Raw genomic sequence first — 14,099 nt, forward strand, 5'->3', positions numbered from 1 at the left:
GCAGTCCGGGGCACGGCACCGAAGCTATCCCCGCTTCCCCGCGCCGGTGATCACCCCTGACGGGACCTTGACGGCGGGCGGCCGAGTCCATACGGATCACTGACGGCCCGAGGCCATTGCCCTGGTGCCGGGGGTAGGCGAAGATCGGCCGGGAATCTTCGCCCTCGGGAGGGTACGCGTGTCCGAAGTCAAGGCCGAGCTGGACCGGTTGATGAGCATCTTCCTCGGGGCGTTCACCAACGCCGGAGGCGGGCGGCCGGATCTGGGCGCCGTCCGAGAGGTGTTCATCCCCCAGGGGATGATCATCAAGAACGTCGGGGCCGAGCCCGTGATCTACGACCTCGACGGCTTCATCGAGCCGCGGGAGAAGATCCTCACCGACGGGACGCTGACGGAGTTCCGCGAATGGGAGGTCGCCGAGCGGACCGAGATCTTCGGTTCGGTCGCGCACCGGTTCAGCGAGTACCGCAAGTCCGGATACCTCGACGGAGCCTGGTTCGAGGGCTCCGGACACAAGACCACCCAGTACGTCCGGACGCCCGAGGGCTGGCGGATGAGCGCGATGGCCTGGGACGACGTCGCCCCGTAGGGCCACGGCCCGCGAGACGCGGCCCGGGAGACGCGACCGGCCCCCCGCGGACAGCGGGGGGCCGGACGTACGGGAGAGCGGTTACGCGACCGGCTGCTGCTGGGTCACGCAGTGGATGCCGCCGCCGCCCGCGCCCAGGCTGTCGGTGTTCAGCTGCACGACGACCCGGCCCGGGAAGAGCTGCTGGAGGGTGGCCTTGGCCGCTGCGTCGGCCCTGGTGTCACCGAACTGCGAGGAGATCACCGCACCGTTGCACACGTAGTAGTTGGCGTACGAGGCCACGAAGTCGGGGTTCGTGGAGCGGATCTTGTTGTAGTCGGGGCCCTGGAGCTTGGTGACCGCGATCGGGCTGCCCTGGGCGTCGGTGGAGGTGGACAGGATCTGGTACTGCTCTCGCGCGTCCTTGGCCCAGATGTCGTTGTCGCTCGCGAGGGGCATCTGCACCAGGGCCGTGCCCTCTTCGAGGAACCGGGACGTGGCGTCGACGTGGTCGTCGGTGATGTCCTGGCCGGAGATGCCCTTGAACCAGATCACCTTGGACGCGCCGTAGGCGGCGCACATGGCCGCTTCCAGCTGCGCCTGGCTCATGTTGGGGTTGCGGTTGGAATTGATGAGGGAGCTGCGCGTGGCCATGAGCGTGCCGGCGCCGTCCGTCTCCACCGAGCCGCCCTCGCCGACGAACGCGGCGGTGCTGAACGCCACCCCGGCGTAGGCGGCGACACGGCCGGCCACCAGGGCGTCCTTGGCGTGGCTCTGCTTGTTGCCCCAGCCGTTGAAGTTGGTGCCGAACGCGTCCAGGCCGCCCGCCCCGTCGGTGCGGAACACCGGGCCGGTGTCACGGATCCAGCAGTCGTCGACGGGGATCGTGCTGATGACGGCGACCGACGTTCCGCAGGCGCTCTTCGCCTTGGACACGCTCGCCGGGTTGGCGAGCATCACGACCGGTTCGTACTTCGCGATGGTCTTCGCGATGAGCGCGATGTTCGCCTGCACCCCCGAGAGCTTGTTCCCCCAGATGGAGGTCCGGTCGGGCCACGCCATCCAGGTCCGGGTGTGGCGGACCGTCTCGCACGGTACGGAGAACGCCCCGGCGGCCGCGGCCGACGGCCGGCCGGCCGCGAAGGCCTGCCCGCCCACCGATGCCAGGGCGGCGCCCGCGGCCGTCAGGCCGGCCGCGGCCAGGAACCCTCGTCTGTCCAGCTTCCCTGCTACGTGCTCGTTCATCTCTGATCTCCGATCAGTCAAGCGTGGATGCGCGATGGCGTGGAACGGGTGAACCGATGGGCCGCGGGCGCCGACGCACCCGCGACCCCCCTCACAGGGCGCGGCGCGCGGCGGCGATGCTCCTCGGGTCCCACCCCGGGCGGGGTACGGACTCCAGGAGCAGGCGCGTGTAAGGGTGCTGGGGGGCTGCGAGCACCTGCCGGGTCGGACCCGCCTCGACGATCCGGCCGCTCCGCATGACGATCACGTCATCGGTCACGCAGCGCACGACGCCGAGGTCGTGGGTGATGAACAGGTAGCCGATGCCGGTCTGTTCGCGGATGTCGAAGAGCAGGTTCAGGATCTGCGCCTGCACCGAGACGTCCAGGGCGGCCACTGCCTCGTCGAGGACGAGGACGCTGGGCTCGACCGCCAGCGCGCGGGCGATCGCGACGCGCTGGCGCTGTCCTCCCGACAACTGCCGGGGCAGTGCGTCCGCCTCGCGGGATCCGAGCCCCACCTGGTCGAGCAGTTCGGTGATCCGGCGCGCGTGGTCCGCGCCGGGGAAGTGCAGGGCGAGGGTCTCCCGCAGCGCCGCGCCCACGGTGGTGCGCGGGTCCAGGGACAAGAAGGGGTCCTGGAAGACCATCTGGACCTCACGGGCCCGCGCGAGGCGGCGCGCCTTGCCGCGCGCGTGTTCGCCCCGGTCGCGGTCGTGGATCAACACCCGTCCCTCGTCGGCGCGTTCCAGACCCACGACGATGCGGGCCGTGGTCGTCTTGCCCGAACCGGACTCGCCGACTATGCCCAGGGAGCCGCCCCTGGCCAGCCGGAACGACACGTCTTCCACGGCCCGGACGCTTCCGTAGGTCCGGTGCAGGCCCAGGACCTCCAGGACGGGCTTCGCCGTGCCCGTCGTGGCGCCGGCGTTCGCGTCAGTAGCGTTTGTCATGGGTGGAGTTCCTTCCGTTCGGTCCCCGCCCGTCCCGGTTCACGTACGCGCTCCCGCTCCCGCTCCTGCTCGGCGATCAGCTCGCCGTGGTGGCAGGAGGCGAGCCGGGCCGGCTCGCCGGTGACCGGAAGCAGGGCCGGCGCCTCACGCGTGCAGATGTCCGTCGCGAGCACGCAGCGCGCGGCGAACGGGCATCCGATCAGCTCCTCCCGCAGGCTCGGCGGCCGGCCCTCGATCGCGGCGAGCCGCCCGCGGGGCGCGTCCAGGCGCGGGGTGGAGTTCAGCAGGGCCGCCGTGTACGGGTGGCGGGGCCGGGCGAACAGCTCGTCGGCGGGGCCCGTTTCCACGATCCGCCCCGCGTACATCACGTACACGCGGTCGCTGATCGCGGCGGCGAGGCCGAGGTCGTGCGTGACGAACAGCAGCCCCGTTGCGAAGCGTTCGCGCAGATCACCGAGGAGGCCGATCACCTCGGCCTGCGTGGTGACGTCCAGTGCCGTGGTGGGTTCGTCGGCGAGGATCAGGGCCGGGTCTCCCATCAACGCGGCCGCGATCACGACCCGTTGCAGCATGCCGCCGGACAGCTGTCCGGGGTACTTGCGCAGGGCGCCCGCCGTGAGTCCGACGGCCTCCAGCATGGCCACGGCCCGGTCCTCGGCGACCGCCTTGGTCGCCCTGGCGTTCAGCCGCAGGCTTTCGGTGAGGAAGTCGCCGACGCGGCGCATCGGATTGACCGCCGCCCGGGGGTCCTGGAAGATCATGGCCGCCGTGCTGGTGCGCAGCACCCGCAACTGGCCCGGTGTCATGGTCAGTACGTCGTCCCCGGCCACCCGCACCAGGCCCTCGGCGCGGGCCCCTTCGGGCAGCAGCCGCAGCACGCTGCGCGAGGTCAGGCTCTTGCCCGAACCGGACTCGCCGACCAGGGCCACGGTCTCCCGGGGGCCGACGGTGAGCCCGACGCCGTCGAGGACGGGCCGTACGGCGCCCGGCAGGTGCAGCCGCAGGCCTTCGATCGCAAGGGTGTTCATCAGGGTCATCGCGCCCTCCGGGCTACCTTGTCGGCCCAGGCCTCGCCGACGACGTTGAAAGCGACCACGGTCAGCACGACGGCCGCACACGGCACGATCGACGCGAGCGGGTAGCCGGCCTGGACGGCGGCGTTGCCGTCGAAGACCATGCGGCCCCAGTCGGGGGTCAGGGCCGGTACGCCCAGCCCGAGGAAGGCGAGGCCGGCCAGGTCGATGAGGGCGTAGCCGAAGTTGATCGCGGACTGCGCGAGGACGACGGGCATGACGGAGGGGACCACGTGGCGCAGGCAGATCTGCGTCCCCGAATGTCCTTGCACCCGGTACGCCTCCACGTACGGGCGGGAGCGCTCGGCCAGCACGAGGGAACGGGTCAGCCGGCTCACGTAGGGCAGGTAGGCGATGGCCAGGGCGATGACGGGGGCGAGCAGGCCCTCGCCGTAGACCGAGACGATCAGGATGGCCAGCAGCATGCCGGGGAAGGCGAAGACCAGCTCGGTGCTGCGGGAGAGCACCGAGTCCAGCCAGCCGCCCCGCCAGGCGGCGGCCGTGCCGATCGCCACGCCGGCCGCGGTGGAGAAGGCGACCACGCCGAGCGGGCCGAGGAGCGAGGTGCGGGCGCCCAGGACCAGCCGGGAGAAGGTGTCGCGCCCGGAGGCGTCGACGCCGAGGAGGTGATCGGCCGAAGGGCCCGCGAGAGCGCCCGCGAGGTCGACGGCGTTGGGATCGTAGGGCGCGATCCAGGGGGCGAACACCGCGACGAGGACGACGACGGCGACGAAGCCCGTACAGAACAGGGAGAGGGGGGCGCGGGAGGTCCGGAGCCGGGCGAGGCCCGGCCGGCGCACCAGGACGGAGCTCACGAGGCCTTCTTCGCGGGGCCGAGGGTCACCCGGGGATCGACCAGCGGATGGAGCAGGTCGACGACGAGGTTCACCGTCATGAACAGCGCGACCATGATGAGGGAGATGGCCTGCACGGTGGGGAAGTCCTTGGTGGTGGTGGAGAGTTCGAGGAGCTGGCCGATGCCGCCCACACTGAACGCGGACTCCACCAGGACGGTGCAGACCAGCAGGGTGGAGACGATGAGCCCGCCGGTGGTGAGCACGGTGCCCAGTGCGTTGCGCAAGACGTGCCGGTGGATCACCTGGCGGGTGGACACGCCCCGGCTCCGGGCGACCGTGACGTGCTCCTGGCCGAGGACTTCGAGCATCGCGGCCCGAGTGACCCGGGCGAGCATGCCGATCAGGTAGAGGGCCAGGGCGACGGCGGGCAGGGTCAGGTGCCACAGCATCTGCCCGAAGCCTTCGCCGGTCCCGCCGGTGGGGAACCACTGCAGCCGTACCGCGAAAAGGCCCTGCAGCAGCACCGCCGCGACGAACGACGGGGTGCCGATGGCGACGGTGGTCGTCACCAGGATCGCGGAGTCGGCGGCCCCGCCGCGGACGGCGCCGATCCAGCCCAGGAGCAGCCCGAACACGAGGACCAGTACGAGCGCCATCGAGATCAGCATCAGGGTGTTGGGCAGCCGGTCCGCGAGGAGCCGCGACACGTCGGTGCGGTACGTGATCGACCGGCCGAAGTCCCCGTGCAGCACCTGGCCGAGCCAGTTCAGGTACCGCACCGCGAAGGGGTCGTCCAGGTGGTAGTGCTCGTTGATCGCCTGCAGTGCCTGCGGGGAGGCCGAGCGGCCGCCCAGCAGGAAGCTCGCCGGGTTGCCCGGAGCCATGTACAGAGCGCCGAAGATCACGAAGGAGGCGCCGAGCAGGGTGGCGGCCATTTCGGCCAGCCGCCGGACGGCGAAGCGCAGGAAGGTCATCGCGCGGCCGCCCCGACGCCGGCGGCCCACGGGGAATAGAGGTAGGAGATGGTGGTGGGGGCGCCGGTGATCCGCTTGTTCAGGAAGACCGCGGTCGGCCACTCGGCGACCGGGATCCACAGGAGCTGGTCGGCGGCCTTCTTCTGGAGCTCGGCGGCCGCGGAGAAGCGCTTGGCCGGGTCGTACTCGGAGCGGGCCTTGTCGGCCAGCGCGTCGTAGGACTCGTCGCTGTAGCCGGCGTAGTTCTGGTAGGCCCCGGTCTGGAAGTTGCTCAGCAGGTCCATCGGGTCGGTGATGGAGTCGTAGTACGTCAACGGGAACATGTCGAGGCCCTCGCGCGCCGCCGGGTCGGTGAACAGCGAGGTGAACGCGTTGGGGGCGATGGTCTTCAGCTTGACCTCGAGGCCGATCCTGGTGCCCGCGTCCTGGACCGCGGTGGCCAGCAGCGAGACGTCCAGGCCGATCGAGCTGGTGGCCATGGTCACCGTCTTGCCGGTGGCGCCGGCCTCCTCGACCATCCGCTTGGCCGCCTCGATGTTCTGCTCGGGAGAGGGGAGCCCCACGAAGGCGGACGCGCGGATGGCGTCGGGCGCTCCGGCCCAGGCCGCCTTGGTGGTGAGCGAGGTGGTGACGGTGCCCGCGCCGCCCAGGCCCGCCTTGACGAAGCCGCGGCGGTCCAGGGCCAGGGACAGGGCCCGGCGGACGCGGACGTCACCGAGCGCGCCCTTCATGCTCGTCACGTTGACGTTGACGGTGCTGAGGCCCTCGCCGAAGTAGAGCGTGCCGGCGCCGCTCGCGCGCAGCCGGTCGTAGCTCTCGGTGGGGATCAGGTAGCCGCCGTCGGCCTCGCCGCTCAGCAGGGCGTTCGTACGCGCGTTGGGGTCGGTGAGGAAGGTGAAGACGGCCTTGGCGGACTTGGCCTTGGTGCCCCAGTAGCCGTCGAAGCGCTTGAGCTCGATCGACTGGCCCTTGTTCCAGGTGCCCAGTTCGAAAGGTCCGGTGCAGTCCAGGCTGCCGCTGGTGCCGTAGTCCTCGCCGGCCTTGCGCACCCCGGCCCGGGAGGCCACGACGCCCGCGGCGGTCGCCATGTACTGGGGGAACTGCGAGTCGGGCTTCTTCAGCTTGACCGTCACCTGGAGCGGTCCGGTCTTGGTGACGGCCTCGACGTTGGAGAAGTTGCTGTTCCAGGCCGCCCCGTTGTCCGGGTCCATCTGGCGGCCCAGGCTGAAGACCACGTCGTCGGCGGTCATCGTGCCCCCGTCGTGGAAGCGCACGCCCGGGCGCAGGTCGTAGACCCACGTCAGGTCATTGGGGTTGGTGGCCTTCTCGGCCAGCCCCGGAGCCGTCGTGAGCTGCGGGGTCCACCGCATCAGGCTTTCGCAGACGTTCGACAGGATCGTGTTCGCCGGGTAGTCGAAGGCCGAGATGTAGTCCAGCGTCGGCGGTTCCGCGTACACGGCCCAGGTGAAGGAGTCGAGCTCACCCGCGGCGGCGGGGGTGCCGGCGGACAGCTTGAAGGCCGCGTCCTTCTGGTTCCCGTCGCCCTTGGGCGGGCCGGAACAGGCGGCGACCAGGCCGAGGGCGGCCAGTGCGGCGACGGGCAGCGCGTACCGGCGGCGGGCGGACCGGCGGCGGGCGGACCGGTGAGCGGTGGTGGCGCCAGCGGTGGTGGCGCCAGCGGTGGAGGCGCCAGCGGTGGTGGCGCGACCGGGGGAGGCGTGGCCTGCGGACCTGGCGGCTCTGGACCAGGGAAGGGATCTGGGCATCGGTGCTCTCTCTTCCATGCGGGGCGGGGAGGTACGGGCAGGCGACGAGCGGGGCGAGGAGGGAGACAGGCCCTACGAGGCGGGCCGCCGGCCCGGGCACGGCGAAGGGGGCGAGCCGGTCAGACGGTGCGGTCGGCAGCGGGGATCTGCTGGGTGATGCAGTGCACGCCGCCCCCGCCGTACGCGATCGCGCGCGAGCGGACTCCGACGACCTTGCGGCCGGGCAGCGCGGACGCGATGACGGCGAGCGCGCCCTCGTCCTCGGAGGTGCCGGCGATCGGGACCACGACCCCGCCGTTGGCGATGTAGAAGTTCAGGTAGCCGACCTCGGTCTCCCGGCCGCCGACCTCGACGAGGTTGCTCTGCGGCAGGTCGACGATCTCGAACGGGCGCCCCGCGGCGTCGGTGGACGCCTCGAGGACGGCGCGGTTCACGCGCATGCGCTCGTAGTCGGGGTGGGCGGGGTCGCCCGGCAGTTGCACGACGACCTTGCCGGGGGCGACGAAGGCGCAGACGCCGTCCACGTGCCCGTCGGTCTCGGTGTCCAGCAGACCGCCGTACGGCAGCCAGATCACCTTGGCGACACCGAGGCGGGCGATCAGCTCGGCCTCGATCTCCTCCTTGGTCATGTCCGGGTTGCGGTTCGGGTGCAGCAGGCACTGCTCGGTGGTGATCAGCGTGCCCTCGCCGTCGACCGTGATCGCGCCGCCTTCGAGGATCATCCGCGAGTCGACGCGGTCCACGCCCAGGTGCTCCAGCAGGGCCGCGGCGATCTTGTCGTCGGTGTCGTAAGGGAAGTGCTTGCCGCCCCAGGCGTTGAAGCGGAAGTCCACGCCCGCCCGCCGGCCGTCCTGCCCGAGCACGAAGATCGGCCCGGAATCCCGGAACCAGGAGTCGTCCAGCGGAAGCTCGATCACCTCGACCCCCTCACCGCACCGCGCGCGGGCCTCGTCGCCGCTGCCGGGCAGGGCGACCATGGTGACCGGCTCGAAGGCGGCGATGGCGGCGGCGACCTGGGCGTACTCGGCCTTGACCTCGTCGAAGACGTCGCCCCACAGCTCCTGCCGGGTCGGCCAGGCCATCAGACAGCCCTCGTGGTCCGTCCACTCGGCCGGCATGCGGAAACTCGTCATGATCACTCCTGTTTGAAAATTCAGTCAGTGTGTGTAAGGGGTGCCCGCATCCTCCACCGAACTGAAAATTCAGTCAATGGTTCTGGTCAAGCTGATGCGGAATCGGTCACACCGCGTATCGGGCGCGGTGCGAAAGGCTCGGGAGGGGCCCCTGAATCGGCATGATCGCGGCGTTACGGCCGGAAACGAGTGCCTGATGTTACGGTCAGGAAAAGCCCCAGGTGACGGACTCGACGGGTAGAGTGACCCTTCGTGTCAGACCGTCGAACGGAAATACTCAGAGCAGCCACGCGAGTGATCGCGCGACGCGGCGTGCGCGGACTCCGCGTGGGGGAGCTGGCCGCCGAAGCGGGCGTGTCCACCTCGCTGATCTACTACCACTTCACCGACCGCGCCGGGATCCTGCGCCGCACGCTGGAGTTCATCAGCGACCGCGCCGAGCGCTACACCGCCGAGCGCGAGGACGACCCGGACGATCCGGAGAGCCCCCGCGACGAACTGAAGCGGACCCTGCTCCTCGAACTCCAGGACACCCCGGAGGTACGGGAGAACAGCACCGCCTGGGGGGAGTTGAGGGCCAGCGCCGTATTCGATGCCGACCTGCGCGAGGACGTGGCCAAGGCCACGCACAGCTGGGTCCACGAGATCTCCTACCTCCTCGCCCAGGCCCGCCCCACCGGCACGGCCCCCGAGCACGCGGCCGCCGCCGAACGGCTCACGGCCCTCCTCGAAGGCCTGAGCGTCCGGTGGCTGAGCGGCTCGCTGCCCCTGGAGCACGCACGCCGGCTCCTCGCGGACGCGATCGACGGGGAACTGGCCTGATGACCGTCCGGGCGGCCGGGCGCTGACCGCCGCCCTCGTCGAGGACGCCCGCAAAGCCGGGATCGAGGTCCTCACGCTGGATGCGCGGGGCGACGACACCCGGGCCCTGCGGCTCCGCGCCTCACCGGGTACGGGCGGCTGCCCCGCTCCGTCGCCGTCTGCGAACGCCGCTACGACAAGCTGTTCTGCATGCTGGACCTCCGCCCGCACGCTCCGGGGGCATGGCCTGGAGGGAGTCCCGGAGGGCCGGGCTCAGAGGAAGTAGAGGCGGCCGAGCGAGATGGAGTCGGCCGGCTCGGAGACCAGCGGCTCCCCGTCGAGGGACACCAGGCCCGTGCCGGGATGGACGTCGACGCTGCCGGTACGGCTGTTGCGGAGCATGTGCTTCGGCCCGATGCCCCGGGTCCCGCGGACCGCGACCCGGCGGCGCCGGGTGGGCATCATGTCGCCGTTCCGGACGGCCGCTTCCGCGACGAACGCCACGGAGATGTCGGCCGCGGTGGCTCCGTACGCGCCGAACTGCGGGCCGAGGACCAGCGGTTCACAGCGGTCGGTCGACGCGTTCGGGTCGCCGGTGACCCCGTACGCCGGGAAGCCGCCCTTCAGGACCAGTTGGGGCTTGGCGCCGAAGTACTCCGGCCACCACATCACGAGGTCCGCGAGCTTGCCCACCTCGATGGAGCCGACCTCGTGCGCGAGGCCGTGGGCGATGGCCGGGTTGATGGTCAGCTTGGCCATGTAGCGCAGCACGCGCTCGTTGTCGTCGCCGCTCTCCGCCGTGCCGTAGGAGCCCTCGCCGTCCAGGGGGCCGAGCTCGGCCTTCATCTTCCCGGCCATGGCGAAGGTGCGGCGTACGGTCTCGCCCGCGCGACCCATGCCCTGGGCGTCGGACGAGGTGATCCCGATGACCCCGAGGTCGTGCAGGAGGTCCTCGGCCCCCATCGTCCCGGCGCGGATCCGGTCGCGCGCCATGGCGGCGTCGCCGGGCAGGTCGACCTTCAGGTCGTGGGCCGAGACGATCATGCCGTAGTGCTCGGCGACCGCGTCCCGCCCGAAGGGCAGGGTGGGGTTCGTCGAGGAGCCGATGACGTTCGGTACGCCCGCCATCTTCAGGACGTTGGGGACGTGGCCGCCGCCGCAGCCCTCGATGTGGAAGGCGTGGATGGTCCGGCCGTCCAGCACCCGCAGGGTGTCCTCTACGGACAGGCACTCGTTCAACCCGTCCGTGTGCAGCGCGACTTGGACGTCATGTTCCTCGGCCACGCGCAGGGCGGTGTCCAGGGCGCGGGTGTGCGCGCCCATGTCCTCGTGGACCTTGAAGCCGCAGGCCCCTCCTTCGGCGAGGGCCTCGACCAGCGGGGCCGGGTCCGAGGATGAACCGCGGGCCAGGAAGCCGATGTTGACGGGCCAGGCGTCGAAGGCGTTGAAGGCGTGCTTCAGCGCCCACGGGGAGTTGACCCCGACCGCCCAGACCGGGCCGAACTCCTGCCCGATGATCGTCGTCACCCCGGACGCCAGGGAAGCCTCCATGATGCGCGGGGAGAGCAGGTGCACATGGGTGTCGACGGCGCCCGCCGTGACGATCATGCCTTCGCCGGAGACGATGGTCGTCCCCGTGCCGACCACCACGTCGACGCCGTCGAGGGTGTCGGGGTTGCCGGCCCGGCCTATGGCGTGGATGCGTCCTTCGCGGATGCCGATGCTGGTCTTGCGGATGCCGAGGACGGCGTCGATGACCAGGGCGTTGCTGATGACGAGGTCGCAGGTGTCGCGGACGGCGGCGGCCTTCAGGTGCAGGCCGTCGCGGGCCGTCTTGCCGAAGCCGGCCAGGAACTCGTCCCCGGGCTTCTGTGCGTCCGACTCCACCCGGACGATGAGCCCGCAGTCGCCGAGCCGGACCCGGTCGCCCGCCCGGGGGCCGTGCACGGCCATGTAGTCGTGCGGGTCCGTGCTGTCCGCCGGGGCGGCGCCCGGGCGGCCGTGGCAGCCCGCGGAGTCGAAGACGCTGCCGCTCATGCCTGCTCCTGTTCCTGCTGCTCTTGATCCTGCGTCCGGTGTCGCGCCGCGCCGTGCGCCCGGTCCTCGTACGCGGTGAGGTATCCGGTGGCCCGGGCCTTGGCCAGGGCGGCCTCGCGTGCGCCGGGCGCGTCCAGGGGGCCGTCGACGAGACCGGCGAATCCGATGGCCACGCGCGCCCCGCCGATGGGCAGCAGCTCCACCATGACGGTGGCTCCGACGTCGAAGCGGACCGAGGAGCCCGCCGGTACGGCGAGCCGGGTTCCGTAGGCGGCGGCGCGGTCGAAGGCGAGGCGCGGGTTCGACTCGAAGAAGTGGAAGTGCGAGGTGACGCTGATGGGCACGCTCGACGTGTTCCGCACGGCCAGCCGCACCGTCGGCGCGGCGGGTCCGTAGCCCTCCCCGTCCCCGGGCAGGCCGGCGCCCGGGGCGTCGGCTCCGAGCGAACCCTCCTGCCGGAAGGGGTCGTCGATGACGCAGAGCCTCGTACCGTCGTCGAAAACGGCCTCGACCTGGATCGAGGTGACCACGTCGGGGACCCCGGGCAGCACCTCTTCGGCACTGAGGACGTGGCGGCCCGCCGCGATCGCCTCGGCCAGCCGGCGGCCGTCCCGCGCCGCTTCGCACACCGTGTCGGTGATCAGCGCGGTGGCCTCGGGGACGTTGAGCTTCACGCCGCGCGCGCGGCGGGCGCGGGCCAGTTCCGCCGCCGTGAAGATCAGCAGCCGGTCCCGCTCGGTCGGTGTCAGTCGCATACGGCCTCATCTGTGAAGGGCGGGGCGGGCCGCCCCGGTGTGCTGCGGGTGCCGGTGCTCGTCCGGTACCCGTACCGGTGCTCGTGCCGGTACGGGTGGTCTACGGGAGCGGCTCGGCCATCGTCGAGCAGTGGATGCCGCCGCCCCCGGCCATCAGCCGGTCGACGTTCAGCTGCACCACGGTCCGCCCCGGGAAGGCGGCCGCCAGGGCCCGCTTCGCCGCCGCGTCCTTCGCGGAGTCCCCGAACTGGGCGGTGATGACCGCCCCGTTGACCACGTGGAAGTTCATGTACGAGTCGACGAACTCGGGGTTCTTCGAGCGGGTGGTGTCGGGACCGTCGACCTTGACGACGGTCAGCCGCCGGCCCCGGGCGTCCGTGGCCGCGGAGAGGATCGAGAACTGCTCGCGGGCATCGCGCGCCCAGACGTCGTCGCGGCCCGCCGGCGGAACCTGGACCATGACCACACCGGGGCGGATGAAGCGCGAGGTCACGTCGATGTGGTCGTCGGTGATGTCCTTGCCCTTGATGCCGGGCACCCAGATCATCTTGTCGGCGCCGTACGCGTGCAGGACCGCATCCTCGACCTCGGCCCGGCTCCATCCCCGGTTGCGGTTCTTGTTGACGAGGCTGCTCTCCGTGGCCATCACGGTCCCGTCGCCATCGGTCTCGATCGACCCGCCCTCGCCGACGAAATCCGTCTTGCTGAAGGGGAGACGGGACTCGTACGCGACACTCTCCGCGACGTGGCGGTCGTAGGAGTGGGCCTGCTTGTTGCCCCAGCCGTTGAAGTTCAGGCCGATCGCGTCGAGCCCGCCGCGGCCGTCCCGGCGGAAGACCGGGGCGATGTCGCGCATCCAGAGGTCGTCGGTGCCGATGGCGGTGGTGACGGTGACCGCCGGGCCGCACCAGGACCGGGCGGTGGCAGCGGTGGAGGAGTCCGGCGCGCACATCACGACGGGCTCGTGGCGCGCGATCGTCTTCGCGATCAGCGCGATGTCCTCCTGGACCCCGGCCAGAGCGCGACCGCCCCAGATGGACGAGCGCGAGGGCCAGGACATCCAGGTGCGGGCGTGGGGAACGTCGTCGAGGTCCACCCGCCAGCGCTGCACCGCCGCGCCCGGGAGCCGGAGCGCCCCCGGGGCCGCGGCGGCCGCGGTGCCCAGCGCGACCCCGGCGGCTCCGAGTCCGGCGGCTCCCAGGACGATCCTGCGGGAGGGGGAGGAGCCGAAGAACCGGCCGAAGAGGGAGCGGCTGTCGCCGGGGGAGTCGGACATCGGTGAGCCTCCGGATCAGATGGGTGACCGGCCGGGAGCGGCCATGGCCAGACTCTGTCACTGACTGAAAATTCAGTCAAGATGCGAGGCGTGGGTGATCCCCTGAGGTGACCGTTCCCGGGTCAGGGGGCGCGGCGGCGGTGAGGGCTCAGGGGCGGGAGAGGCGGTCCAGCTCGGCGGCGATGGACGACACCATCAGCTCACGGGCGTGCGCGAGGGGCAGGCTGCCGCTCAGCCAGCGCGAGCTCAGCCCCTCCACCAGAGCGGTCAGCCGCTCGGCGGCACCGGAGAGGGCGGCGGCTCCGGCCATCGGGCGGACCTGCCCGAGCAGCTCGCCCACTTCCTGGATCCAGACGCGGGTGGCATCGGCGAGGTCTTCCCGCAGGTCGGGGTCGAACACCGCGCTGGCCCGCAGCTCTCCCCAGGCCGTGCTGTTCTCCCGTACCGCCGGGTCGTCCTGGAACTCCAGCAGGAGCGTCTGCTCCAGCTCGCCCTCGGCGTCGAGCGGGGGATCGGCGGGATCCCGCTCCGTGGTGTACCGGCCGGCGCGGTCGTTGATGAACTCCAGGGTGGCGCGGAGGATCCCCGCGCGATCCTTGAAGTGGTAGTAGATCAACGCCGTGGACACGCCCGCCTCGGCGGCGAGCTCCTCCACGCGCAGGCCGCGGACGCCGCGCCGGGCGATGACCCGCGCGGCGCCTTCCATGATTGCCGTTCGACGATCAGCCACGGTTCGACACCTT

The 14,099-nt window shown here is 71.4% G+C and carries 13 protein-coding genes and 1 pseudogene; 3 read left to right on the forward strand and 11 right to left on the reverse strand.

All coding sequences use genetic code 11. The features are described 5' to 3' along the window. The first annotated feature begins 211 nt into the window (after positions 1-211). Positions 212-589, forward strand: a complete 378-nt coding sequence (locus tag ABZY57_RS01800) for a DUF4440 domain-containing protein (protein ID WP_356507160.1) — start codon at positions 212-214, stop codon at positions 587-589. Positions 590-670: 81 nt separating this feature from the next. On the opposite strand, the gene ABZY57_RS01805 is transcribed toward ABZY57_RS01800, so the two are convergent. From ABZY57_RS01805 to ABZY57_RS01835, 7 genes are all read right to left on the reverse strand, one after another. Beyond that, complete coding sequence (locus ABZY57_RS01805; protein WP_356507103.1) at positions 671-1,813, reverse strand: agmatine deiminase family protein; 1,143 nt, start codon at positions 1,811-1,813, stop codon at positions 671-673. Positions 1,814-1,904: 91 nt separating this feature from the next. After that, the gene (locus ABZY57_RS01810; RefSeq protein ID WP_356507105.1) at positions 1,905-2,744 is read right to left on the reverse strand and encodes an ABC transporter ATP-binding protein; all 840 of its coding nucleotides are present in this window, start codon (positions 2,742-2,744) and stop codon (positions 1,905-1,907) included. Continuing rightward, the gene (locus tag ABZY57_RS01815; RefSeq protein ID WP_356507107.1) at positions 2,741-3,772 is read right to left on the reverse strand and encodes an ABC transporter ATP-binding protein; all 1,032 of its coding nucleotides are present in this window, start codon (positions 3,770-3,772) and stop codon (positions 2,741-2,743) included. Before ABZY57_RS01815 ends, ABZY57_RS01810 begins: the two co-directional genes overlap by 4 nt. Positions 3,773-3,777: 5 nt before the next feature. After that, the gene (locus tag ABZY57_RS01820) at positions 3,778-4,632 is read right to left on the reverse strand and encodes an ABC transporter permease (RefSeq protein WP_356507109.1); all 855 of its coding nucleotides are present in this window, start codon (positions 4,630-4,632) and stop codon (positions 3,778-3,780) included. Next, a complete protein-coding gene (locus tag ABZY57_RS01825) occupies positions 4,629-5,588 on the reverse strand; it encodes an ABC transporter permease (RefSeq protein WP_356507111.1) in 960 nt (319 codons plus the stop codon). Before ABZY57_RS01825 ends, ABZY57_RS01820 begins: the two co-directional genes overlap by 4 nt. Beyond that, positions 5,585-7,354, reverse strand: a complete 1,770-nt coding sequence (locus tag ABZY57_RS01830; RefSeq protein ID WP_356507114.1) for an ABC transporter substrate-binding protein — start codon at positions 7,352-7,354, stop codon at positions 5,585-5,587. The genes ABZY57_RS01825 and ABZY57_RS01830 overlap by 4 nt, the downstream gene beginning before the upstream one ends. Before the next feature lie 119 nt (positions 7,355-7,473). After that, positions 7,474-8,487, reverse strand: coding sequence for an agmatine deiminase family protein (locus tag ABZY57_RS01835; protein WP_356507116.1), 1,014 nt, complete (start codon positions 8,485-8,487; stop codon positions 7,474-7,476). 252 nt (positions 8,488-8,739) lie between these two features. Between ABZY57_RS01835 and ABZY57_RS01840 the strand changes: the two genes are divergently transcribed. Both ABZY57_RS01840 and ABZY57_RS01845 read left to right on the forward strand, forming a co-directional pair. Continuing rightward, complete coding sequence (locus tag ABZY57_RS01840) at positions 8,740-9,309, forward strand: TetR/AcrR family transcriptional regulator (RefSeq protein WP_356507118.1); 570 nt, start codon at positions 8,740-8,742, stop codon at positions 9,307-9,309. A 13-nt stretch (positions 9,310-9,322) separates the two neighbouring features. Then, positions 9,323-9,513 (forward strand): annotated as a pseudogene (locus ABZY57_RS01845) (GNAT family N-acetyltransferase); the annotation flags it as partial. A 48-nt stretch (positions 9,514-9,561) separates the two neighbouring features. On the opposite strand, the gene ABZY57_RS01850 reads toward ABZY57_RS01845, so the two are convergent. The 4 genes from ABZY57_RS01850 to ABZY57_RS01865 all read right to left on the reverse strand — a co-directional run bounded on the left by ABZY57_RS01850 (position 9,562) and on the right by ABZY57_RS01865 (position 14,086). Beyond that, entirely contained in the window at positions 9,562-11,241 is a 1,680-nt protein-coding gene (locus tag ABZY57_RS01850) for an urease subunit alpha (RefSeq protein ID WP_356507162.1), read from the reverse strand. A gap of 80 nt (positions 11,242-11,321) precedes the next feature. After that, positions 11,322-12,080 carry an urease subunit gamma gene (locus ABZY57_RS01855; protein ID WP_356507120.1) on the reverse strand — a complete coding sequence of 253 codons (759 nt, stop codon included), beginning with the start codon at positions 12,078-12,080 and terminating at the stop codon, positions 11,322-11,324. Positions 12,081-12,180: 100 nt separating this feature from the next. Next, complete coding sequence (locus ABZY57_RS01860) at positions 12,181-13,356, reverse strand: agmatine deiminase family protein (RefSeq protein WP_356507122.1); 1,176 nt, start codon at positions 13,354-13,356, stop codon at positions 12,181-12,183. A 148-nt stretch (positions 13,357-13,504) separates the two neighbouring features. Continuing rightward, complete coding sequence (locus ABZY57_RS01865; protein WP_356507124.1) at positions 13,505-14,086, reverse strand: TetR/AcrR family transcriptional regulator; 582 nt, start codon at positions 14,084-14,086, stop codon at positions 13,505-13,507. Between the last annotated feature and the right edge of the window lie 13 nt (positions 14,087-14,099).

Origin of the sequence: Streptomyces sp. NPDC006450, assembly GCF_040612195.1 — a bacterium.
Lineage (GTDB): Bacteria > Actinomycetota > Actinomycetes > Streptomycetales > Streptomycetaceae > Streptomyces.